Annotated in this window: 18 protein-coding genes; 7 read left to right on the forward strand and 11 right to left on the reverse strand. The window is 63.3% G+C overall.

Going from position 1 to position 23,722, the window contains the following annotated elements; genetic code table 11:
• Positions 1–213: 213 nt before the first annotated feature.
• Both C4Q26_RS25305 and C4Q26_RS25310 read right to left on the reverse strand, forming a co-directional pair.
• Entirely contained in the window at positions 214–1,839 is a 1,626-nt protein-coding gene (locus C4Q26_RS25305) for a methyl-accepting chemotaxis protein (RefSeq protein ID WP_104881716.1), read from the reverse strand.
• A gap of 230 nt (positions 1,840–2,069) precedes the next feature.
• Positions 2,070–3,272 (reverse strand): NAD(P)/FAD-dependent oxidoreductase, encoded by a 1,203-nt coding sequence (locus tag C4Q26_RS25310; protein WP_104883856.1) that lies wholly within the window; start codon positions 3,270–3,272, stop codon positions 2,070–2,072.
• A gap of 278 nt (positions 3,273–3,550) precedes the next feature.
• Here C4Q26_RS25310 and C4Q26_RS25315 point away from each other — a divergent pair, with 278 nt between their 5' ends.
• Positions 3,551–4,093, forward strand: a complete 543-nt coding sequence (locus C4Q26_RS25315) for an Rrf2 family transcriptional regulator (RefSeq protein ID WP_023380726.1) — start codon at positions 3,551–3,553, stop codon at positions 4,091–4,093.
• Positions 4,094–4,159: 66 nt separating this feature from the next.
• Here C4Q26_RS25315 and C4Q26_RS25320 read toward each other — a convergent pair whose 3' ends face one another.
• The 3 genes from C4Q26_RS25320 to C4Q26_RS25330 all read right to left on the reverse strand — a co-directional run bounded on the left by C4Q26_RS25320 (position 4,160) and on the right by C4Q26_RS25330 (position 9,385).
• The gene (locus C4Q26_RS25320) at positions 4,160–5,764 is read right to left on the reverse strand and encodes a hypothetical protein (protein ID WP_104883857.1); all 1,605 of its coding nucleotides are present in this window, start codon (positions 5,762–5,764) and stop codon (positions 4,160–4,162) included.
• 61 nt (positions 5,765–5,825) lie between these two features.
• Positions 5,826–7,562, reverse strand: a complete 1,737-nt coding sequence (locus tag C4Q26_RS25325; RefSeq protein ID WP_023380723.1) for a hypothetical protein — start codon at positions 7,560–7,562, stop codon at positions 5,826–5,828.
• Entirely contained in the window at positions 7,559–9,385 is a 1,827-nt protein-coding gene (locus tag C4Q26_RS25330; RefSeq protein ID WP_023380722.1) for a tyrosinase family protein, read from the reverse strand. The genes C4Q26_RS25325 and C4Q26_RS25330 overlap by 4 nt, the downstream gene beginning before the upstream one ends.
• Positions 9,386–9,545: 160 nt before the next feature.
• Here C4Q26_RS25330 and C4Q26_RS25335 point away from each other — a divergent pair, with 160 nt between their 5' ends.
• The 4 genes from C4Q26_RS25335 (at position 9,546) to C4Q26_RS25350 (ending at position 12,253) form a co-directional block, all read left to right on the forward strand.
• Positions 9,546–10,025: an Lrp/AsnC family transcriptional regulator gene (locus C4Q26_RS25335; RefSeq protein ID WP_027907360.1), complete on the forward strand. Its 480-nt coding sequence runs from the start codon at positions 9,546–9,548 to the stop codon at positions 10,023–10,025.
• Positions 10,026–10,342: 317 nt separating this feature from the next.
• Positions 10,343–10,870, forward strand: coding sequence for a DUF3455 domain-containing protein (locus C4Q26_RS25340; protein WP_023380720.1), 528 nt, complete (start codon positions 10,343–10,345; stop codon positions 10,868–10,870).
• A 130-nt stretch (positions 10,871–11,000) separates the two neighbouring features.
• Complete coding sequence (locus C4Q26_RS25345) at positions 11,001–11,549, forward strand: sigma-70 family RNA polymerase sigma factor (protein WP_027907362.1); 549 nt, start codon at positions 11,001–11,003, stop codon at positions 11,547–11,549.
• Positions 11,546–12,253, forward strand: a complete 708-nt coding sequence (locus C4Q26_RS25350) for an anti-sigma factor domain-containing protein (RefSeq protein WP_104883858.1) — start codon at positions 11,546–11,548, stop codon at positions 12,251–12,253. Before C4Q26_RS25345 ends, C4Q26_RS25350 begins: the two co-directional genes overlap by 4 nt.
• Positions 12,254–12,355: 102 nt before the next feature.
• On the opposite strand, the gene C4Q26_RS25355 is transcribed toward C4Q26_RS25350, so the two are convergent.
• From C4Q26_RS25355 to C4Q26_RS25370, 4 genes are all read right to left on the reverse strand, one after another.
• Positions 12,356–12,961, reverse strand: a complete 606-nt coding sequence (locus C4Q26_RS25355) for an START domain-containing protein (RefSeq protein ID WP_104881720.1) — start codon at positions 12,959–12,961, stop codon at positions 12,356–12,358.
• 168 nt (positions 12,962–13,129) lie between these two features.
• On the reverse strand, positions 13,130–13,966 hold the full coding sequence (locus C4Q26_RS25360) for a bifunctional allantoicase/(S)-ureidoglycine aminohydrolase (protein ID WP_023380716.1): 837 nt from the start codon (positions 13,964–13,966) through the stop codon (positions 13,130–13,132).
• Between the two features lie 106 nt (positions 13,967–14,072).
• Positions 14,073–15,464, reverse strand: coding sequence for an LLM class flavin-dependent oxidoreductase (locus C4Q26_RS25365; RefSeq protein ID WP_023380715.1), 1,392 nt, complete (start codon positions 15,462–15,464; stop codon positions 14,073–14,075).
• A gap of 16 nt (positions 15,465–15,480) precedes the next feature.
• Positions 15,481–16,461, reverse strand: a complete 981-nt coding sequence (locus tag C4Q26_RS25370) for an aliphatic sulfonate ABC transporter substrate-binding protein (protein WP_104883859.1) — start codon at positions 16,459–16,461, stop codon at positions 15,481–15,483.
• 205 nt (positions 16,462–16,666) lie between these two features.
• On the opposite strand from C4Q26_RS25370, the gene C4Q26_RS25375 reads away from it, so the two are divergent.
• Complete coding sequence (locus C4Q26_RS25375; RefSeq protein WP_104883860.1) at positions 16,667–17,548, forward strand: hypothetical protein; 882 nt, start codon at positions 16,667–16,669, stop codon at positions 17,546–17,548.
• 66 nt (positions 17,549–17,614) lie between these two features.
• On the opposite strand, the gene C4Q26_RS25380 is transcribed toward C4Q26_RS25375, so the two are convergent.
• Positions 17,615–18,283 (reverse strand): bifunctional 2-polyprenyl-6-hydroxyphenol methylase/3-demethylubiquinol 3-O-methyltransferase UbiG, encoded by a 669-nt coding sequence (locus C4Q26_RS25380; protein WP_023380712.1) that lies wholly within the window; start codon positions 18,281–18,283, stop codon positions 17,615–17,617.
• A 93-nt stretch (positions 18,284–18,376) separates the two neighbouring features.
• Between C4Q26_RS25380 and C4Q26_RS25385 the strand changes: the two genes are divergently transcribed.
• Positions 18,377–18,868 carry a GNAT family N-acetyltransferase gene (locus tag C4Q26_RS25385; protein WP_023380711.1) on the forward strand — a complete coding sequence of 164 codons (492 nt, stop codon included), beginning with the start codon at positions 18,377–18,379 and terminating at the stop codon, positions 18,866–18,868.
• Positions 18,869–18,918: 50 nt separating this feature from the next.
• On the opposite strand, the gene C4Q26_RS25390 is transcribed toward C4Q26_RS25385, so the two are convergent.
• Positions 18,919–23,601: a putative Ig domain-containing protein gene (locus C4Q26_RS25390; RefSeq protein ID WP_158664919.1), complete on the reverse strand. Its 4,683-nt coding sequence runs from the start codon at positions 23,599–23,601 to the stop codon at positions 18,919–18,921.
• Positions 23,602–23,722 lie beyond the last annotated feature (121 nt).

Below are 23,722 nucleotides of genomic sequence, written 5' to 3' on the forward strand. Positions count from 1 at the left end.
GTGGGTATCAGCGGCGCCTAGTGGCTAAACCAATACCCAAAATAAAAGCTGGCGACAGCCTCGCAGCCAGCAACGGCCAGCACAGGACGCGCGGTGCGACCGGTGTGTTTGGCGGGGTTGCAGGTGTGTTTCGGCATGTTGCTCTCCAATGAATGAGCCCGAGCATACTTCAGGTGCCGCGCGGTATTCAATGGATAAATACTATTGAGCCGATCACACCTTGAACTGCGCCACCATGCCGTTCAGGTCAACCGCCAGGCGCGAGAGGTCCTGGGCTGCCGCGCTGGTCTGGTTGGCCCCCGCTGAGGTCTGCATCGCCAGATCACGGATGTTCACCAGGTTGCGATCCACTTCGCGTGCCACCTGCGCCTGCTGCTCGGACGCGCTGGCGATCACCAGGTTGCGCTGGTTGATCGAGGCGATTGCCTCGGCGATCACTTCCAGCGCCTGACCTGCTGATTGCGCCACCTCCAGGGTGCCGTTGGCCCGGCCTTGGCTGCTGTGCATGGCGGACACTGCCCGTTCGGTACCAGACTGAATACCGACGATCATCTGCTCGATCTCGGCGGTGGACTGCTGGGTACGGTGGGCGAGGGCGCGGACTTCGTCAGCCACTACGGCGAAACCTCGGCCCGCTTCACCGGCGCGTGCGGCCTCGATGGCGGCATTGAGCGCCAGCAGGTTGGTCTGACCGGCGATGGCACCGATCACGTCGAGCACGCGGCTGATTTCGTTGGCGTTGCTGGCCAGCTGTTCGATCTCCTGTGAGGTGCCGGAGACGTCCTGGACCAGATGCTGGATCGACTCCAGGGCCTGGTTGACCTGGTCACGGCCGTCGCGAGTGGTGCGGTCGGCGCCCTTGGAGGCATCGGCGGTGCTCACCGCATTGTTGGCCACTTCTTCCACCGCGGCGGTCATCTGGTTGACCGCAGTGGCGGCCTGGTCGATTTCCGCACTCTGCTGGTGCAGGCCGCGACTGGTGTCTTCGGTGACGGTGTGCAGCTCTTCGGATGCCGACGCCAGCTGGTCGGAAGACGCGGCGATCTTGCGAATGGTGTCGCGCAGGCTCTCCTGCATGCGGCTCAGTGCGCCCAGCAGCAGGGCGGGCTCATCGCGGCCGCTCACCTTGATCGGCTGGGTCAGGTCACCGGTAGCGACGCGCTCGGCCACGCTCACGGCTTCGCCCAGTGGCACGACGATGCTGCGCGTGAGCAGGGTGGCGATGGCGGCAAGGGCGAGCATGATGACCACCAGCGAAACAGTGATGGCCAGGAAGGCTTCGTCCGCCATGTCGCTGCTGCGTTGCGAAGCGTCTTCGGCGCCTTTGCCGTTGTAGGCGATGAGGGCGCTCATGGCCTTCATCATGCTATCGGCGTGCTGGGTCAGCGGGCCGCTGATACGCTGCTTGGCTTGAGCGATACGGCCGGCGGCGAGGTCTTCGATCACCAGGGCCTGGCCCTCGTAGTACTGCTGGTGAGCCGTGGTGAATGCAGCGAACAGGGCGCGGTCGTCGGCGTCGATGATGGTTGTCTCATAGTCCTTGAGGCCGCTTTGCAACTGCTCGTTGATGCCTTTGAGCTGCTCGATGTTGCGGGCGCGTTCGCTGTCGTTATCGTCCAGTGCGGCGCGCAGGGTGATGGCACGGGCTCGACCGAGATTGCTGCTGATCTCGCTCAATGCGACCACCGAAGGCATCCACGTCATGCGGATCTCATCCGTGGCCTTGTCCATTTGCCGGGTTTCGAACAGCGCGATCAGGCCCATGGCCAGGACCAGGATGCCCAACAAGGCGAACACGCTGGCAGCGCGAATGCCGATCTTCATATTCCTTAGCTGCATTGATTGCTCCTTGACGTCGTCGTGCAGGCGTCAAGAGCATGGTCGCAAGGCCGGGTCACTGGGGCTGGCGCCAGGCTCTTGATGCGCTGCGAATTAAGTGTGTTTTTCTCACCCTCATTTCTTTTTTGTTTGAATGATGCCACGGTGCCATCATTGCTGAACAGCCATTCAACTTCGTTGTGCAAAAGACGCGTCCGCCCTCGTTGGCGGACTTGTCAGTTCCCTGGCGGTCAGACGACAGGAATCAACGGGTCGGCAGCTGCGAGGGCCTGGGTACGGTCCGCAGCGGGCGGGTAGATCCATACCGAGTTGATCTGGCGTTTGAGATGCTTACCCTCCAGGCCTTGCAGCTTGAGCTCACGTTCCCAGCCTTCGGTGAATGCCGCGCCCCATTCACCAAGGTCCAGGCAGGTGACGTACTTGGGTTGACGGTAGGCGACCGGTTGCAGCTCGAGCAGGTCGGCCGCTGCGTTGTTACCACTGTGGCGGCCCATGGGGATGGCATGCTGGCAGGTCATCAGCGCGTGGTTGCCCAGATCGTCCACCGCCGCCCAAGCGGTATCGCCGGTGGCATAGATATGCGATTGGCCGATCACTTTCAGGTGCTCGTCGACCCGCAGACGTCCAAGGCTGTCGCGCTCTCCGGCAATTTGCGCGGTCAGTGGGCTGGCCTTCACGCCGACTGTCCAGATAACCGTATGGCTAGCGACGTATTCGCCGTTGTCGAGGGTCACGCCTCCGGCATCGACTGCTACTACCGAGCTGCCGGTCAGCCATTGCACGCCCGCTTGTTCGCAGGCCGCGACGATCGAAGGTGTGATGCCTGCGCCAAGCGCCCCTCCCACGGTGGCACCACGGTCGATGACCAGTACCCGTAACGAAGCCTGTTCGCCCAGCACCGACCGCAGGCGAGCTGGCATTTCAGTTGCTGTTTCGATGCCGGTGAAACCACCGCCACACACGACCACGGTGTTGCGTGCTGGCGACTCCGGTCGCGACGCGAGGGCTACAAGATGCTGTTCAAGACGCATGGCCGACTCCATCTGGTCGACATCGAAAGCGTATTCGACCAGGCCCGGCACGGCGGGGCGCGCGACTTGGCTGCCGGCGGCGAGAATCAGACGGTCATAGGTGATCCGTTGCAGCTGGCCGTGATTGTCGGTGTAGCTGACGCTGCGGCCTTGGGCGTCGATGGTGTCGGCGCTGCCTTGGATGAAGTGAATGCCAACGGCTTCGAAAAGCTCGCCCAGCGGCGCTTTCATGCTGTGGACATCCGCTTCGTAAAAGCGCGGGCGAATGCGCAGCTCAGGTTGTGGTGCAAGCACGCTGATGCGCACATCGTCGCGTCGAGCCTGGTCCAGCAGGCGGGCGGCGCTCAGGGCGCTCCAAACACCGGCAAAGCCGGCACCGATGATCAGGATGTTGGATTTCATGAGGGGCTCCGCAGGGGTCGTTCACGAGGTCTGGAAGGATTCGATGACGTCAGCTGAGTCGTTCGAATAACTACGACTGTATTGATCGTAGTTGATGGCCGCAAGCTTTTTTTCTCTTCGGCGCCTGGCAAGATGACGATCAATCGCAGAGAAAGCCATTTATCCCGGGGTTTTAACAGCGGCTTAGGCATGTTTGCGAACGACGAACGGCGATCGACTACTTTGCTATTACGACGGTTAGCGCGTAACATTTGCGACAGGATTAGTCGGAGATAGATATGTCCCTCTACAGTGCTGGGGTCGAATACGGCATCCACTGCTTGCTGTACTTGGTGGACGAGCGTGGTGAGACGCGCGAGTCCAGCGTCCGCGACCTGGCCGAGTTGCAAGGCGTGCCGCAGGAGTACCTGGCCAAGGTTTTCACCAAGTTGGCGCGCGCGGGGTTGGTGGCGGCGACCGAAGGGGTGCGTGGCGGTTTCCGCCTGGCGCGGCCGTCGGATGAAATCACCGTGCTCGACATCGTCACGGCGATCGATGGCCCGAAGAAAATCTTCGACTGCCGAGAAATTCGCGAGCGCTGCACACTCTTTGATGGCTCGCCTCCTGGATGGGCGACCGAGGGCACCTGTGCGATCCACGCGGTGATGCTCAATGCACAAAAACGCATGGAGGAAGCGCTGGCCCAGCAAACTATCCTTGACCTTGCCCGGCGTTTCGGGCGCAAAGCGCCGGCAGCGTTTGGCCAGCAGGTCAACGCGTGGATCAGTGAGCGACGCGAGGGAAAGGGCGGCGCCTTAGAGATACCGGTGAAGCAGGTGTAGCTTTCATCCTGCGTCACCGGCTCCGGGGCCCAGTTCGGTGCGACCAGCGATCACCTCATTTGCGCGTCAGGGGCGGTCCTTGAGCGTTTCGAAGGCTTTGACGCGCTTGATCAGGCTTTTATGGCCGGCGGAACTCGCGCTGTTGAACAGGAAGGAGAAGTCCGAGGCCAAGGAGGGGCTGCCGGCAATCGTCGCGTACTGATGGCATTTGTTGCAGTCATCGCCCTGTACGTAAGTCTCCATGGTGGTGTTGGCCACCGGCACGTTGCCCTGACTGATGAACGGCCCGTATGACAGCGGCACCTGGGCATTGGCGCCCGGCTCCGGGCTGGGAGGATTGGGCGCGAGGGTCCACAGTACGTTGATCAGCTTGTAGTACTGGAACACCGACTGGCCGTGGGTCTGCTGTGCAAAGTTGGTTTGCACCGCGCTGTTCAGGGCTTGCAGGTCGCTGGGGACGGGGTGCTCACGGGTGGTCTGTACCGGCTGGTCGCGTGGAAAGAGATCGGTGCAGTCCTTGTCGGGGTGGTATTGCTTGCACTGGATACGAGCCACATTGGGTTCACACGCAGGGCCGCTCCCACAGTCGGGGTTGTTGAAAGAGAAACCGTTCGGCGGGGTTCCTTGCGGCGGGGCCTGGTCCGGTTCGGGCACGTTGTCCACCTGCTCGAAGGTGGTCCAGATGAAATTGGGCGACGCCTGGGTCTTGTTGATGATATGCAGGCCCACCAGCCCCACCACTTCCTGGGTGCACTCCAGTGTGTCGGGGCGTTTGAGCCAGGCGACGGTGGTCAGGTAGCGCCCGAACAGCTCGGGTTTGCCGGTCAGCACACGCCACGCGGCCTTGAGCTCAAGCGCGCCCAGCTGCTCCTGTGGCACAGGGGTCGGCGGCAGCGAACGCATTGGCTCGCCGAGGGGCAGCGACAGGCCTTCCGGTGTATTGCCATCGAGGTTTTGCGCGACCTTCAACTGATTGGCGGCATCATAGAGCCCCTTCTCGACGATGTAGTCGAACTCGGCCTTGCCCACTTTGCGTTCAAAGAACACCAAGTTGCCAGACTGGTCCGTCAGCCAGCCGCCGGACGCTTCCATGACGGGGTCGGGAATAGAAGCGACCGTCCCGGTCGAGAGGTGGAAACCATGCAAGGCGTTGATCGCGCCTTCTGAGGTGGCATTCATGAACTTGCGTGCACCTACCTTCAGGGCCTTCAGACTGCCCTGGGTGCTGCAACCGGACGGTACCATGGTTTGCACGCCCCAACCGGTGGGCGTGGGCGCGCCGGGCAGGAAGATGTCGTTGGCATCTTTGTAGCTGGCCCACACGGGCGCCACGCTCATGGGTTGCCCCGGGGAAGAGGGCACTCCGAATTGCGCCAGGGTGCTGTTCATGTCGGGTTCACCCGCCAGGCTGGCGGTGGCAGGCCAGCCGGGATTGACCGGCCAGTTCAGGGCGATGAACAACTGCCAGGCAAAACAGTTCATGAATGCCTGGTTGGTGGCATTGAAGTTGTTGACCGGCAGGAACCCTCCACTGGCCGGATTGAACACCAATTGCTGCTGCACACAGCTGTCGGCATCCGACATCGTGGCTGCCGCAGCAGGAGGCAGGGCCGACAGATACAGCAACATGCCGCTCAACAGCGAGATGAGACTCAAGCGTGACCTGGACATCATTGCGCTCCTTGCAAGCTGTGAAGCCGCACCCGAAGGTGCGGCACGAGAGGGGCGTGGTTCAGGCGCCGGGCACCAGCGCCAGGCCGGCCTCCCAAGGGTGATCGGCCGCGCTCACGTTCGCGTCTTCGCCCGGATTGAGCGCGCGCACCATGACCAGACCGGGTGCTGCCGTCGGGCTCACCGTGATGGTGAGGATGTAGGCCTGGGTACCGCCGGAGTTGGTCTGTCCGGGAATGGCGGATGCGTCTGGCAGGTAGTGGGTGACCTGCGCCGTGATGCCGGGGTTGGAGAATTGCACCCGTGCATTCTGCGTCGTGGTGCTCGGGTCGGCGCCCTGCACCACCAGTACGAACGAGTTGCTGCTGCCCGGTGCAAGCCAGGCGGGCAGGTCGGTGGGTGATTGTCCGTAGAACAGGTCTACTGGCAGCAGTTGAACCGGCCAGGGTTGCAGCCCCTCAACCCGCGCCTGTACGCAAGGGAACGACGGGGGTGTGACGGTGATCGGCTTGGCGGTGACGCTCAGGCCCACCAGCAGTTGTTGGGCGATGACCCACACATAGTCGACCCGTTGGCCATTGATGGTGATGTCATTGATCGAGAAGCCTGCGCTTTGCGGAACCTCGAACACCGCCTGCAGGATCTGGTCGGAGCCGTTGGCCGCCGACTTGGCCGTGCCGCGCGTGATGCGCCAATACTGGCTCACGTCCTGGCCCTGCGGGCCTTTCCAGGCGCTGAAATCGGTGGGCTGTTGCAGGTACAGGCCAATGGGGTTGGTCAGCGACAGCCGATTGTTCACCGCCTTGGTATTGGCCATGAAGCCGATGTGCGGGTCGGAGTTGCGATAGTTCTGTCCGTACTGCGCGCAGCAGATCAGCGACTGGGCGTTCTGGCTGCTGCTCACCGGTCGCAGGAGGGTGGCGGCGGCAGCCAGGTACACCTCGGCACTGAGGGTGTTGGGGCCGGACGTCAGGTGCATCGCGCCGCCGTACTGGCCGGGTACACAGGCCGTACCGGCGTTCCATTTGTTGACCGTGTCATAGGCCGGCTGGCCGGTGGTGGGGTCGATCACTGGATCTCCGGCCTTGCCGGTCGGGCAATCGACGGCATAGCGCAGGTACAGGTCTTCGAGTTGCACGTTCGGGTCGATGTAGTCCCGGTACAGGCCCAGTACCGCGTTCGGATCGATGCGCCACATGGCCAGGAAATAGGCGGGGTTTTCGCAGGTGAATGTGATCTTGCGCATGTTGCCGTCGGTATCGCGCACGATGGACCACTCGCAGTACTCGTCGAGCCAGCCCCGTGGGCCGGAGGGCGAGAACGCCGTGTACTGGCCTTTCCAGTCGATGCTGGGGCAGCGCTTGGCCGGCAGTTGCAGCAAGGTCCCTTGGTTGTCGGGATCGTAGAGTTTGTAGAGGGTGTTGTTGAGGGTGATCTGGCCGTGATCGGCCAATTCCATCACCTGCTCCAGAGTCATGGCGTTGCCGCCCAGTTGGGGAACGATCGCCGCACCGTTGTTGTAGAAAAACGTCCAGAGCCGGTTGGGGAAGGGCGCCCAGGTGATCGCGGGGACAGTCACGTCACCGAAGCCTTCGACGAGCGGATTGTAGTAACCCGAGCGGGGGGCGTCGTTAAGGTTGGACCAGGGGTTGCCGATGATGGACGATTGGGTCCAGCCGGTGAGGTTGTTGTTCCAGTCGGTTTCAAACTGCGGCAACTGGTCTTCCAGGCCCAGCTTGTTGTAGTCCTTGGGGGCTTGGCCGGCGGGCGAGGTGAACTGTGTGAAGGACGTGCTCATGTCGGTTCTCCTGGTAGGCGTGAGGTGGAAGCAGAACAACAGCCGGTCACCGGGGGCGGACCGGCAGGGGTTTGGCGCGGGTCATCCCACACCAGTCGGGCGATGAATCCAGGCAGGGTCGTGTATTGGTCGGGTGTCAGCACGCGGCCGCTGTCCACATGTGTGACCACCAGCGATAACGGCGTCGTAGCGTCGGGCGAGAGACCCAGCGCGCTGGCATTGCGGGCCGCATTCAGTGCGCGGGACACGCCGTGGGTGATGCAGCGGCCCTTGTCGTCCACCAACCCCATGCCGATACGGCTGAAGCGCCCCACGTAATGAGGGTTGTCGGCGCTTACGTGTTGCGCACTGGCGTCGGGCTGGTCGAGGAATACGTCGATCAGGTAGGTATCATGGGTGCAACGAACATGGTCGAACACCACCCACGGCCCGGGCCCTGCAGCGGTATCCGCAGTCGAGGCGGATGTTGCGCTGTGCTTGCAGCAGGCACTGTTGGCTGCCTTGGGTGCGCCAAACTGCGGGGCTACCGGCACGCCGTAGTCGTAACCGATGTGTCGGCTGTCCTGGGCCATGTCACCCAGGGTGGTGTAGCGCCAAGGGTCGGCAGTGGTGAAGTTGAGTTGCGTGGCGTCACGCCCAACGAACGGCTGGAGCAGGCACTGCGTGGTGAATTGCGCCCCGGGGTGGGCCCTGATCCAGACTTCGAGCATGCGGTCGATGTTGGCGTGGTAGGAGCAAAACACCGGATCGAACGCGGTGTAGGCGTTATCGGCCATGTCGCCGCCGATCCAACCGTGGTAGTTGTCATGAGGTTGCTCGTACAGGCCATCGAAGTTGAGGCTGCGATTGGGGTACAGGCGGTCTTCCTGGGGTGGATCGAACACTGGAATGTTGGCCCATGGATAGCCGGGCACGCCCTGTGGCTGGCTGAAGGTGGCGAACTTCAGGGCATCGACCACCTGCTGCTGGAAGATCCGGCTCATGCCGAACAAGCGCGTGCGAGCGAAGCGCGACTCGTCGCCATGGGTGTAGAACAATGGATCGCGCTGCACATACCGGCAATCCACCCCGTCGCCCGCGCCGCTGGCGCAGACCTTGGAACAGCCATCCTTGGCAGCCGCATAGCGCAAGGGGTTGGGCCGGGTCTGGCCGGTGTGCGGGTGCACATAGGTTTCATCGAGGAAGGCCTGGGGCAGGCCGGCTTGCGCGCTGCCATCGACGCTGGCGTCTTCGGCCATCCAGTCCCAGTAAGGGATTGCGCAGTCGATCAGTTCTTCGAGGTACAACAGGTAGGCCCGATGCCAGAGCGCAAAGGCCTCCTGATAATGCAGGCACCAATTGGTGTGGATATAGGCGTAACGTTGCCAGGGCGAGCCGCTGTCAGGGTCGCCCACGTGCATCACGTCGTCCAAGCGCGCGCGGTACAGGTTCAGCTCCTCCAGGCTCAGGGCGCGGATGTCCTGCCTCACCCGCTTGACCGGCTGCGGCAGGTCCGGCGGTGGGATGCGCTCGGCCAGGTCGAAGGGAGAACTGTCGTCCAGGCGCCAGCCCTGGTTGACCCACAACCTGAAGGTTTCCAGCGCATCGATTGGCCAGAACTGCTGCTGGTCCAGCGTCAGCGGCATGTTGCGCGAGGCGAGGTGCTGGTAAATGGTTTCTGACCAGGCCTTTACCGACCCAGGGTCGTCCAGATACACGAAATAGGCATTCATGCACCCGATCCAAGAGGCGGCCACGTCCGCTCGCTGCGCGGCGGGAATCCAGTACGGGGCGGTGAAAAGGCCGTGGATGTCCGCGGCCCATGTGGGTTTGGCAATGATCATGAGGTCCCTCTCATGCGGCCCTGCGGGCCAGATTTGGCCGGGCTGCTAAGCTCAGTTGATGGTAAAGAGCCAGCCCGCAGGGAATCGTGCAAATTGGCGCGTCCTCGTGGCGGATTCATTGCAGTTTTTCAAGGAAGACACGGGAAAAATGACAGACGCCATGGATCTGAAGATTCTTGGAAAGCTGCAAAAGGATTGCAGCCAGAATCTGGAATTGCTCAGCGACAGCGTCGGGCTGTCTTCCACCAGTTGCTACCGGCGGATCAGGCGATTGGAGAGCGCGGGCATCATCAAGGCCAAGGTCGCCATACTGGACGAGCGCAAACTGGGAATTCAGGTGACCGCGTTCTTTCTGGTCAAGCTCGATCGCGACAGCAACGACATCGACCGCAAGATGCAGCACATCCTCGCCAGCCACCCGGAGATCCAGGATTGCTACCTGATGACCGGCGAGTTCGATTTCGTGATGGTTGCCAAGTTTCGCGACGCCACCGAGTACACCGACTACATCTACCGGTTTCTCGATACGTACCGGGATATTCCGATTCGCACTTACTCTTCCACCCTGGTGGTGCGTACGGTGAAGAAATCCTACGAGCTACCGCTGGAAGGTGGGTTACACCGGGCCGTCGATGTCTGACGTTGTGTCAGCTGAATGAAGGGCAACCATCGCAGATTCGCACGGTGGGTCTCTCTTTCCATTTCCCAGCCCCATCCACTGACGCGTGATGAGCTGCTCGACATCAGCGGGATGAGCAGTTGCAGGAACATACCCTGCTGCTTCCTCGCGGAAACCAAAAGACCTTTCTGCGCAGTCGCCATTGGCCCTTATCCATTCGAGGTCTTTTCCGGCCCCTCTATTTTTTCGCGGCAGTGCATCCATATCGGCAGTTGGCGGGTAGTGATTATCAGGCAGTCGCTCATCGCGCTGCCGATACCCTCTTCAGGAGCTTCCTTATGAGCACCAAGCCCGTAACCGCAATGCTCGCGATTTGTCTTGCACTCGGGGTTACCCCCGTCCATGCCCAGTCTGGCATTCCGGATGCCGTCAAGGTACCCGACGGCCACAAAGTCATGCTGGAAACCGTGGGGGTGGGGGACATTACCTACGAGTGCAGAGACAAGGCCAATGCGCCAGGTCAAACAGAATGGTTCTTCATTGGCCCCAAAGCCGTTCTGAATGACCGCGCTGGTAAGCCAGTGGGTGACTATTTCGGTCCGCCCGCCACCTGGCAAGCCAAGGATGGCTCGAAAGTGACTGGCACCCAGCTCGCCGTTGCGCCTGCGGCCAAAGGCGACCTGCCTTATCAACTGGTCAAAGCTAACCCGGCAGACGGTGCGGGCGCCATGCAAGGCGTCAGCTACATACAGCGCCTCGCCACCCGTGGCGGTGTGGCACCGGCGGTGAGTTGCACGGAGCAAAACAAAGGGGCGCAGCAGATCGTCAAGTACCAGGCGGACTACGTGTTCTGGTCAGCCAAGTGACGATCCACCCGACGGCCTGGGTAACCAGGGCTTGAAGCGCTGTCTCCATTGCTCAGCTACGCTGCTGGACGAGCCCCTGGCGGGTTGCCAGGGGCATCGTCGTGAGCATGATGAAAGGAGCGTCCCACCTTTGAACGCGCCCGCTGTTGCTTTTGACTACGAGGGCTGCCTCGCTGCCTGCGCCCAGGGAGACCGCCGCGCCTTACAGGCGCTGTACGAGCATGAGGGGGCCCGCTTGCTCGGGGTCGTTCAACGCATCGCGCGGGACCCGGCGGCAGCGCAAGACATCGTTCACGATGCCTTCTTGCGCATCTGGACGCGCGCCGCCAGTTACGATTCGACGCGAGGTTCAGCGCGCGGCTGGGTTTACAGCGTCACGCGTCACCTGGCCTTGAACTACGTGCGCGACAGTCGTTGCCAAACCGACCTGGACGAAACCTCCATGGTGGCCGCGCTGACGCTGCCGGCCGACGGTGGCGACATGCAGTTATGGTCAGGGTCGACGAAGATCTACCGCTGCCTTGAGCGACTGCAGCCCGCCGCGCAGCGCTGCATCTTGCACGCTTATGTCGATGGCTGTAGCAACGCTGAAATCGCGATTCTGCTCGGCGCCCCCTTGGGCACTGTGAAGGCATGGATCAAGCGCAGCCTGAAGGCCTTGCGGGAGTGCATGACATGAAAGGTACCCCAGTGGATGCAGGTGATCAGGAGCTGGACGATCTGGCGGCCGAGTACGTCCTGGGAACCCTGGATGCAGAGCAGCGTACCGCCTTGCACGCGCGGCTTTCAGCAGAGCCCGCCGCACGCGCTGCGGTCGAGTCTTGGGAGGCCCGACTGCTCGCATTGACCCAGCTGGCCGAGCCCCTCGAGCCCCCGCGTCGCCTATGGTGGCGGATTGAGCGCAGCCTTGACGAGTCCCAATCTCCAGGTCCGCGCTCTGCCAGTCGGTGGCGCCGCGTCGGCCTGTGGCAAGGCTTGAGTGCTGCCGGGCTGGCTGCAAGCTTGCTTCTGGCCCTGGCGCTGTGGACTCGCACACCACCGGAGACCACCTATGTAGTCGTGCTCGTGGCGCCGTCGGGCCAAGCCCCTGGCTGGGTAGTGCACGCCAATGATGCGCGGATGATCGAACTGATACCCCTTGGCCGCGATACTGTGCCCGATGGCATGACCTTGCAGTTCTGGACCAAAGGTGAACAGTGGCGCGCACCTGTTTCGCTGGGGTTGGTCAAGCCGGGCGAGCCCTACCGTGTGCCTGTGAAGCGCCTGCCGGCGCTCGAGCCGAACCAGTTGTTCGAGTTGACGCTTGAAAAAGCGGGAGGGTCTCCTACCGGTGCCCCCACGGGCCCGGTAAAGTTCATCGGCCGTGCAGTCAAGGTGATCTGATCCGGGCGGGCCGGGCGTGGGCTTGCCCGCGAAACCCAGATGCAGGCCCTCGCTGGCGGCGCTTGCTGGCACCGCGTAGCAACCACATGCGCGGGCCTGGCCTCAACGCTGGCGCTCAGCCACGGCGCGTAACGTGCGCAGGGTGACCACTGGCGCATCCACCACGAAACGGTTGGCCAGCCAACCGGGTACATCCCCGGCGGGATCTGCCTGTAGGGCATAGGTCACTTCGGTATCGCGCTCACCCAACGGCTTCATGATCCATTGTCCACTGAGCCGTCGTACGCGAATGAGTCCCGGCACCTCGGGCAGCTTGTCCGGGTCGGCGCTCAGATGACGGAACAGGGTGCCGTCTTCCAGGCGCTCGGTAGTCACCTTCACCACGATGTCACGCGGCATGGTGGGCCAGGGCAGGTTGGTAGTGAGGTAGACCCAGGTGCTGTCGCCTGCTACCTCCAGCAGACGCATTTGGGCGCAGGCGTAGAGCCATTTGCAGGCGACACGCAGGTTTTCCTGCAGGTCGGTGAGGGTGCGCACGCTGGCTTTCATCCGGCTGACGCCGCGAAACTGCTGGTAGGGTGAGTCGGTGACAGCGCTCAGGTACACCTTGATGCCTTCGCGGTCATAGGCCAGGTTCCAGTCTTCAGCGGCCAGCGGGCCGATGGGCGAGAGAGAAAGCAGGGCAGCGAACAGGCGGTAGCGGAGCATGATGGACACCGCGCAAGGGGGGAGTAGCAGTATGCGCGGCAAAGAAAAAGCGCGCCACAAGCGCCAGTGGCATGTGGCTGCGAGGTAGCGCTGCGCCGGCGAACCGACTGCTACAGGACCTGCTCGTTCCTGTGGCAGTCGGCGTGATCGATGGCCGTCAGCCTGGGCTCAACGCTGTGGGTTGAGGGTCAGGTGCACGTGGCGGTTGACGTCCTTGTACAGCAGGTAGCTGAACTTGCCTGGGCCACCGGCATAGCAGGCTTGCGGGCAGAAGGCGCGCAGCCACATGAAGTCGCCGGCTTCCACTTCGACCCAATCCTGGTTCAAGCGGTACACCGCCTTGCCTTCCAGCACGTACAGGCCATGCTCCATGACGTGGGTTTCAGCGAACGGGATCACGCCGCCCGGTTGGAAGGTCACGATGTTGACGTGCATGTCATGGCGCATGTCGGCCATGTCGACGAAGCGGGTGGTAACCCAACGGCCTTCGGTGCCCGGCATTTCAATGACGGTGGCGTTGTCGCGGTGGGTCACGAAGGATTCCGGCACGTCCAGGCCTTCGACTTTCTGGTAGTGCTTGCGCAGCCAGTGGAAGGTGCAGTTGGCCTTGCTGTTGTTGCGCAGGCTCCACTCGGCGCCAGGGGCGAGGAAGGCATAGCCACCTTGGCCCAGGGTGTGGTGCTTGCCCTCGACGGTGATGTCGATTTCGCCTTCGACGACGAATACCACGGCTTCGGCGTTAGGGTCCAGTTCCGGGCGCTCGCTGCCGCCTTCCGGGGCCACTTCCACGATGTACTGCGAGAAGGTCTCGGCAAAGCCAGTCAGCGGGCGGGCGATGACCCACATGCGCATCTTGTCCCAGAACGGCAGGTGGCTGGTGACGATGTCACGCATCACGCCTTTAGGGATGACGGCATAGGCTTCGGTGAACATGGCACGGTCAGTCAACAGCTCGGTCTGAGCCGGGTGCCCACCGTGGGGGGCGAAGTACGAATGATTCGACATGGACAATCTCGACTTGTTGTTCTCTCCCCGTGCCGTGAACCGCACCGGCCGGTGCGGCGCAGGGGATGCACGGACAGCATAGGGGCGAGCCTGTATCATCCACAAATTAAATGTTGGAATACCCGGTATTTGCCGGCTGAATGCGGACCTGACGCCCAGCGTGCGCCCCGGGTAGGTGCGCGCCTTGACCGAACAATTTGTGCCGCAAGGTGCCCTCCGTATAGGCCGTGGGGTAGCGGCCACGGTGTTGGAGCTCCGGCACCAGCAGCTCCACCACGTTGGTCAGGTCGTCCGGTTGCACCGCGTAGGTCAGGTTGAATCCGTCGATACCGGTTTGGTCGAGCCAGGTTTCCAGTTGGTCGGCAACTTCGCCGGGCGAGCCGATCAGCACCGGACCACGCCCGCCCAAGCCGATGAACTCGGCGGCTTCGCGTACGGTCCAGCGGCGGTTCGGGTCGGCGGCGGTGAACGCGGCCAGCGCGGCGCGGCCGGCGTCGTTCTCGACGTACTCGATGGGCGCGTCCGGGTCCAGGCCTGCGAAGTCGATACCGGTCCAGCCCGATAGCAGGGCCAGGGCGGCATCCAGGTCGACATAGCGTCTGTATTGGGCAAAACGTGCCTCGGCCTCCTGCCGCGTTGGCGCCACGATCAACAGTGCCTGGGCGTAGATCAACACCTCATCACGCCCGCGACCCTGTGCGTCACTGGCCTGACGGATGCCATCGGCATAGCGGCGCAACACCGTGGGCGTCGGCCCACTGATGAACACACATTCGGCGTGGCGCGCGGCGAACTGCTGGCCGCGCGCCGAGGCGCCAGCCTGGAACAGTACCGGGGTGCGCTGCGGCGACGGTTGGCTCAGGTGCATGCCTGGGACCTGGAAGTGCTCGCCCAGATGGCCGATGGCGTGCACTTTGGACGGCTCGACGTAGCGGCCCGTCTCGCGCTCCAGCACCACGGCGTCCTCGTCCCAGCTTTTTTCCCAGAGCTTGTACAACACCTCCAGGTACTCCTCGGCCAGGTCGTAGCGCTGGTCATGACCCAATTGCCGGGCAAGGCCCAGGTTGCGCGCGGCACTGTCCAGATACCCGGTGACGATGTTCCAGCCCACCCGGCCGTTGCTCAGGTGGTCGAGCGTCGACATGCGCCGGGCGAACGGGTAGGGGTGCTCGTACGTCAGCGAGAAAGTCACGCCAAAACCCAGGTGCTCGGTCACCCCGGCCATGGCCGGCACCAGCAGCAACGGGTCGTTGACCGGCACCTGTACACCACCGCGCAGGGCTGCCTGTGGCCCGCCCTGGTACACGTCGTAGATCCCCAGTACATCGGCGATGAACAAGGCGTCGAACAGTCCGCGCTCCAGCAGGCGGGCCAGGTCGGTCCAGTAGTCGAGGCGATTGAACGCCACGCTGGTGTTGCGCGGGTGTCGCCACAGGCCGGGGGACTGATGGCTGGCAGCGTTCATGCTGAAGGCGTTGAAGCGGATCGGGCGTGGCATGGTAGGCAAGCTCCGCTCAGGGCAGCACGGAGGCTGGGTAGACCGCGTCGGCCACGTGCAGCTTGTGCGGAATCAGGCCCAGGCCCTGGAAGGTGTCGGCCAGTTTCTGCTGCTCGGCGACGATCTGCGCAGTGATGGCCACGGCGTTGTAGTTGCGCCGCTCGCTGGCCACTTCCAGCACCTTGGCGTCGATACCCAATTGCGGTGCCAGCAAGGCTGCAACTTCCCCCGGTTTGGCGTTGGCCCACTGGCTGACTTTGCCCAACTCGGAGAAGAAGGTCTTGAGCAGGTCGCGGTGCTGGTCGGCGAATGTTGCGGTGGACAGGTAGAACGTGCGGTTGTTGGAGAGGCCGCTGCCATCGCGCAGGTTCTTGAGGCCGGGCCGGCTTTCGGCTGCAGCGAGGAACGGGTCCCAAAGGGTGACGGCCTGGACGCTGCCCGACTGCAGGGCTGCCACCGCATCGGCGGCATTGTTGACATAGGCCGGGGTGATGTCCCTGTAACTCAGGCCAGCCTGCTCCAGGGCCACCGCCAGCAGGTACTGGGCGTTCCAGCCACGGCCAGTGGCCACGCGCTTGCCCTTGAGGTCTTGTACCGAGCCGAGGTTGTCCTGCTCGCGCACCACCACACCGATGCCCCGTGGGTAGGGTTGCTCAGCGGCCAGGTACACCACAGGCTTGCCAGCGGCCTGGGCGAACACCGACGGGGCATCGGCGGCGTGGCCGAGGTCGATGGCGCCGGTACTCAGGGCTTCGAGCAATTGCGGGCCAGCCGCGAACTCATGCCAGCTGACGTTCACCCCCTGTGGCGCGAGGGCTTTTTCCAGTGCGCCGCTGCCTTTGAGAATGTTGATGCTGTTGAATTTCTGATAACCGATGCGCAGTGTCCTGGCCTCTTCGGCCAGGGCGTTGGACCACGGCAGCAGGGCACTGGCGACACCGGCCAGCAGGCCTCCGAGCAGCAGGCGGCGCAGAGGGGAAAAAGTTCGTTTGGACATGGCTGACGCTCCTTCAGTTCTTATAGGGCAAACCGTGAACCCAGCCTAAGGAGGAGGCCTGTTGCTTTCAATTCCTTTATTCTCCTTAGTTAGATTGTTTTCTTATTTTTATATCCTTTTTGTTGATTACCTTCAGCGGTGTCAACGACATTTTTTTCACATTGCCTTGCTAGCATCGACGGGCCATTTCAAGGAGCCTGTGTCCATGCCCACCCTGCGCCAGCGCAGCACGCGTATTGCCCTGACCGCCACCGCCAGCCTGCTGGCTGCCACCTTGGGTTTCTTCGCCTGGCAGAGCTTCTATCCAGTGCAGGCTGCCAAGGGTTGGGACGTCGAAGTGTTGCATCGCCAGGTAGACAAAGCCGCTTCCTTGCTGCCCCAGGCCGACGGCAGCCTGCTGGTCAGCCGCGAACTGGACGATGGCAAAGGCAGCATCCTCAAGATCACTGCCCAAGGCGACCGGGTGGTGCTGGTCGATCATCTGTCCAAGCCAGATGGCATGGTGGCCGCCCAAGGGGGATGGGTGTTCAGCCAGGAAGGTGGCCGAGCGCCCGTAAGCCTTGCCCGTGATGGTCAGGTCACTGCGCTGTTCGAGGGCGACAGTGTGCAGGGCCTGTGGAACGACGGCGACACGCTCTACGCCATCGAAGACCGCAAAGGTAATGGCCGCTTGCTGCGTTACGACTGGCACAGTGGCCAGCTCGATGTCTTGCGCTCGGGCCTGACTGAAACTGAAGGCCTGACCCGCTGCAGCGACGGGCGCTTGCTGTATACCGAGAAAGCCACTGGCAAAGTGCGTGCGGTGTCCGACGATGGTCAGGACCCGGTGGTGGTCGAAGGCCTGCGCAACCCGACCTTCCTCTTCTGCGACCAGCGCGGCCTGTGGATCAGCGAAGACAACACCCATCGTGCACGGTTGCTGCGTATCGATGCCCAGGGCGACCAGCACACCGTGCTGTCCTTCCTCAAAGCGCCCCAGGCGATCGTGCCGGACGGCAAGGGCGGATACTTGCTGGCTGAAGGTGGGCGAGACCGCGTGTTGCACCTGCGTCCGCCTGTGGCGCCCGTCACCGCGACACTGCAGTGAATGACCCACGGCCTCCTTAGGAGTGACACAGCAGGCACCGGCTTGCAGGCGATAGGACCGATGACGTCAACGGCGCTGCGCAATCATCAACAACGACTGGGGCACACTGCTTTGCGGGTGCTGGGGCTCTTGTAGGCAGACCAACTGCAACCCAGCCATCTCCAGCGCATTCAGCCAACTGGACAAGGTCCTGAAGTACCAGGGCATCGGCTGCCACTGCCCGGCCATTCCGGCGAATGATTCCTCTCGCCAGCCATCCTGATAGTCTCCGGCAGCCACGCTCCAGGGGTGCAGCGTCTGGACCACCAGCGCACCGCCTGGGGTGAGCAATGCGTTCATGGCCGCCAGCAGCGGGATGATGTTCTGATGCAGCAGCGCGAAGTTGGCACAGATCAGGTCATAACCTGAACCCACGTCTATTTCGGCATCGACCAACTGCCCATAATTGGCCTGGTAGACCTGTGTCGACCCAGCCGATCGCGCTGCTTGCACCAATCCGTCGTCTCCATCGACCCCCACGGCCTCGATGCCGCGTTCTGCCAGTGCCCTCAGCAACCAGCCCTCGCCACAGCCCAGGTCCAGCACCCGTTTGGGTTGACGACCGAGAATGGCCAGTAAGATCGCCTGGTCCGTCACCTGCCGCCTGCTGTCTATGGCACCGCTGCGCACGGCGTCGATCCAGGATTGGGCGTTGCGCTGCCAGCTCGCTTGCAGATCGCTCTCGGGTGATGACATGGCAAGGTCCAATGAGGGGGAGGCGGTTCAAGCATAGGCAATAAAAAGCGGTAAGCTATCGCTTTTTGCCGCCTGCTATTTGCGAGGAACCCGATGAGCGCTGCAACCTTCCGAACTGCCGTACCCACCGACGCCGAGCGTTGTTTCCAGATCGAGTCGACGGCCTACGAAGGCGACGAGGCAGCGACCCTGGAAAAGATCCGCAAGCGGATCGACCAGTACCCTGAAGGGTTTTTGATTCTCGAGGACGCTGGTGAGGTGATCGGCTTCATCAACAGTGGCTGTGCCTGGGAAGTGGTGATGTCGGACGAAGCGTTCAAATCGCTGGTAGGCCATGACGCCGCTGCGCCGAACGTGGTGATCATGTCGGTAGTGGTCGATCCGGCCCACCAGGGCAAAGGCCATGCGGGTCGTTTGATGAGCGAATTCGTCAAACGCATGCGGGATATGGGCAAGCGCCGCATTCACTTGATGTGCAAGGACCGGCACGTGGCGCTGTACGAGAAGATGGGATACCGCTACGTGCAGCCCTCGGCATCCGACCATGGTGGCATGGCCTGGCACGAGATGGAAATGACGCTATGAGCGATGCCGCTTCACAGGCTGATGGGGCAGCCCCTGAAGCGGCGCGCGGGTCAGAAGCGTCCGTCCAGCCCGATTCGGAACATCTCGTTGCGCTCGTCGCTACCTAGGGCCGTCTTGTAGGACAGGCCCAGACGCCAACTGCGCCCAAGGCTCAACTCAAGCCCAGTGTCCAGGTCGATGAAGTTGCTGTCCATCGGGTCGGGTGACAGCCGATACAGCACACCGTCGTCACCCTGGTCGGTGTAGCGCATGCGGTAGTCGTCGCTATGGCTGAAGTTGTGGCCCCAGGCCAGCCCCACTCGCGGCGTGAGCACGCCAGCGCGGGTCTGGATGTCGTAGGCACCGCGCAGGCCGAGGAACGAGGTGAAGGTGCGTTGATGCTGCTCGTCGTAGCTCAGGCCATAGATGCCACCGCCACGCTCGCGGTAGTCGTCCAGCGTGGTGACGCTGCCGTTGACCCGTGCATACGGGGCCAGTGAAAGCGCGCCGGCACGGTACTCGTAGCTGGCGGTCAGCGACGCGTACCACTGGTCGGCATCCCGCGAGCCGTGGGCGTAGCCGTTCGACGGGTCGGACGTGACGTAGCGGCGCGAGTCGAAGCGGATGCGGTTGTAGCCAAGCAGCGCGTCCACATACACCTCCGACAGCGGATGGGTGCTCAGGTAGGCCGCCAGGCCCAGCGCATCACCTTCACTGTGGGTGTCATGGTCGCCGACATCGGTGCGGTCGGTGCCGTAACCGACCCCCATGCCCACCACGGTCCGTGGCGAAAGGCGATAGTCCACGCCGGCGCTCAAGCCATAGGTGGTGTAGCTATTGTCTTTGGCGCCACGGGCGCGATTGGAGCCGGTGTTGATGAATCCATCGGTCCAGAAGGCCAGCGGCGCCTCACGGCATTCACCATCGATTGTCCGCGCGCTGTCCCGTTCCTTGCGTCGTTGCTCATCCGACTCCGCGTCGTTGCCTTGCAGTTCATCGCGCAGCGCCTTGCCCAGATCGCCAAGGCGCACATCTTCGCGCCCATGCTTGACGCTGGCGTTGAACGCGTTGCGGTCACAGGTTGGCCGGTGCAGTTGTTCCAGGCGGCGGTTGAAGTTGTCCATCTGGGTGCTGGCGAAACGTTCAGCGGCGCGTGATTGGGCGTTGAGCACGCCGATCACTTCGGCATCCTGGCCGGGGTCTGGGCGGGCCTGCACGGTGAAGGTCACGGTGCCGGTTGCACTGCCGCCGTTGCCATTTTCCAGGCTGAAGGTGGCTACGGCAGTGCCGGCAAACACCGTGGTCGGTGCGAAGCGCAGGGTGAACGGGCCGCTCAGGCTTGCGCTACCGGCTGATGCCGGACTGAGCGATAACAGCCGCGCGCGCAGGAACGGGCCACCGGTGGCACCCTGGGTCAGGTCGACGCTCGCCACCTGGCCAGGTACCAGGGCTTCGTTGGACGACACCACGGTGACCGTCTGGGCCGCGATGCTCAGGGCGAAGCTGAAGGTACCGACCGCGCCGTTGACGTCGGTGACAGTCACCTCAAGGGTGTGGGTGCCTGTGCTCTGGGGCGTGCCGCTGATCACCCCACTGCCGCTGTCCAGGACCAAGCCTGTCGGCAGGCTGCCCGCACTCAGGGTGAAGCGGTACGGCGCCATGCCACCGAGGGCGCGCAAGCTCATGCGATAGGCACTGCCCAAGGTGCCGCCTTCGACACTGCCAGCGCTGGGCTCGACATCCAGGGTCGGTGCGCTGACGGACACTGTCACCGTCGCCGGTGCTGAAGTACCGCCAGGGCCGTTGGCCGTATAGGCAAAGCTGTCGCTGCCGGAGTACCCGGCGCTGGGGGTGTAGCGAATACCCAGGCCACTGGCGATGGCGCTGCCATGTGCGGGAGCGCTGGTCACGGTCACGCTGGTCGCGGCGCCGCCGCTGAGGGCGAGGCTGATGGCGTTGGCTGAACTGTTGGCAGCAACCGTGGCGCTGCTGTTGCCAGCTATGGGGGCGCGGTCGGCGATCACCAGCGTATGAGCCTGGCTACCGACCGCGCCATAGGCGTCGCTTACTGTGAAGGTGAGGGCGAAGCTGCCATTGCTGGTCGGCGTGCCGCTGAGCACGCCGGCCGGTGACAGGCTCAGACCGGCTGGCAGGCTGCCTGTGCTGATCGCATAGGTGTAAGGCGCGGTGCCCCCTGAAGCACCCAGGCTGGCGCTGTACGCAGTGCCCAGGGTGCCATCGACCAGGTTGGCGAGATTCAGCGCCAGGGTCGGTGCGGTCACGCTCAGGCTGACCGTGGCGGGCGCCGAAGTGCCGCCGGGGCCGGTGGCGGTATAGGCAAAGCTGTCGCTGCCTGAGAAACCTGCCGTGGGGGTATAGCTGATCGCCGTGCCGCTGACCACTGCGGTGCCGTGGCTGGGGGCGGTGCTGATCGCCACGCTGCTGACCGGACCGCCGCTCAAAGCGAGGGGGATGGCATGGGTCGAACTGTTGGCAGCGACCGTAGTGCTGACAGCACCGGCCACCGGCGCCTGGTCAGCGATTACCAAGGTGTACGCCTGGCTGCCGGTGGCACCGTAGGCGTCGGTGGCGGTGATGGTCAGGTTGAAGCTGCCGCTGTTGGTCGGTGTGCCGCCGAGTACGCCGGCCGGGGACAGGACGAGGCCGGTGGGCAGGCTGCCGGCAGTGACGCTGTAACTGTAGGGTGCGGTGCCGCCCACGCTGCTGAGTGGGGTGCTGTACGCCGAGCCGACGATGCCACCGCCGAAGGTACCAGGGGTGATGACCAGGGTTGGGGCGCCCACGCTGATATTGACGGAGCCCGGTGCCGAGGTACCGCCCGGGCCGGTGGCGGTGTAGGTGAAGCTGTCGGCCCCGGAGTAACCGGCATTCGGGGTGTAGGTGATGCTGGTGCCGCTGGCGGTTGCCGTGCCATGGCTGGCCGCGCTGACCACGGCAACACTGCTGACAGGGCCCCCACCGAGGTTGAGTGTGACCGCGTTGGTGGTGCTATTGGCCGCCACCGACAGGTTGACGGTGCCCGCCACGGGGGGCTGCTGGACAATGGTCAGGCTGTAGGCCCGCGAACCAGTGAAGTTATTGCCGTCGGTTGCGGTGACGGTGAAATTGAAGGTGCCATCGGCGGTAGGCGTACCGCTCAGGGTGTCGCCACTGAGGGTCATGCCACTTGGCAGAGCACCCGCCGTCACGGCAAAGGTGTAGGGCGCAGTCCCGCCGCTGGCACCGAGGGTAGCGCTGTAGGCCGCGCCAGCGATGCCACCGCTCAGGGAGACCGGTGAGACGGTGATGGTCGGTGACGCCACGGTCAAGGTGTAGCTGCGCGAGGTGGTGAAGCTGTTGGCGTCGGTTGCCGTGACGGTGAAGGTGAAGGTGCCGCTGACGGTGGCCGTACCGCTCAGCGCATTCCCGATCAGGGCCAATCCAGCCGGAAGGCTGCCCGCGATGATGGCATAACTGTAGGGTGCCGTACCGCCCGTGGTGTTGAAGGTGCTGGTGTAAGGAACTCCTGCGCTGGCATCGCTCAGGGAGGTCGGCGTGAGGCTGAGCGTCGGCGCTGCGATGGACAGGGCGTAAGGTTGCGACCCTGTGGCACCGAAACTGTCGGTTGCGGTGACGGTGAAGTTGAAGGTACCGCTGGCGGACGGCGTTCCACCCAGCGTGTTGCCGCTGAGGTTCAGTCCGGGGGGAAGCGCGCCGCTGGTAAGGCTGAAGCTATAAGGCGCCGAGCCGTTGCTGGCGCTCAACGTGCTGCTATAGGCGGTGCCAGCGGTTCCGCTGGGCAAGGTCGCAGGGCTTAGTGCCAAGGTGGGCGGCGAAACCGTGAAACTGATGGTTGCCGGTGCGGAGGTGCCAATGGCGTTGCTAGCGGTATAGGTGATGCTGTCTGGGCCTGAGTAGCCTGCTGTGGGCGTATAGGTGATGCTGGTACCGCTGGCGGTCGCCGTACCATGGCTGGCCTGACTGGCCACCGCCACGCTGGTGGCCGCGCCGCCGCTAAGGTTCAGGGGGATGGGGTTGCTACTGCTGTTGGCTGCCACAGTTGCGCTCACCGCACCGGCAATGGGCGGTGCGACGTAGGTGTACTGGCTATTGCCATTGATCACGGAGGAGCCCGCTGCCGTGGTGACCACCACCGGCACGGTACCCGCTGACCCACTGGGGGTGGTCGCGGTGATCGAGGTGTCGCTGTTGACCGAGAATGTCGCTGCGTTGCCGCCAAATGCCACCCCTGTGGCGCCGGTGAAACCAGTGCCGCTGATGGTCACGCTGGTGCCCCCGCTGGTGCTGCCCGAGGTGGGGCTCAAGCTGGTCACCGTGGGGCCGCCGGTGATGGTGATCGAGTAGTTCACGGTCGCGGGAGTGAAGCTGTCGAACACCGTCAGGGTGAAGCTGTAAACGCCGGGCGCGACGTTTGGGGTGCCATTGATGGTAGTCGACTCACTGTTCGTGGACTCGGCGATGGTCAGGCCTGTTGGCAAGCACTTCAATGAGGGGTCGTAGGTCACGCTGACATCGCACTCGTACCAGCCGGTCATCGGCAGGACGCCGCCTGAGACGCTCAGCGGGATACTCAGGCTCTGACCTGCGGGGAAACTGCCCAGGTTGCTGCCTGGGGCAGGGCTGAACGTCATCGCCATGGCCTGGGCTGGCATCATCAGGGCGAGCGCCGACAGCCACAGCAGAAGGAACGACCTGGTCAGCCAGGCACGGTGGTACGCGAGTGAGTGCATCATGGGGCTTCCTGCCATGTTTCCGATCAGTGATCGCCTACGGACTCAGAGTGGGGGAGAACTGGGGCTGAGCGATGGGCCGGCCCTCTTCATGACTTCAGGCAAAATGGCTAACTGTCCATGT

Source organism: Pseudomonas sp. SWI44, assembly GCF_002947915.1.
Taxonomy (GTDB): domain Bacteria; phylum Pseudomonadota; class Gammaproteobacteria; order Pseudomonadales; family Pseudomonadaceae; genus Aquipseudomonas; species Aquipseudomonas taiwanensis.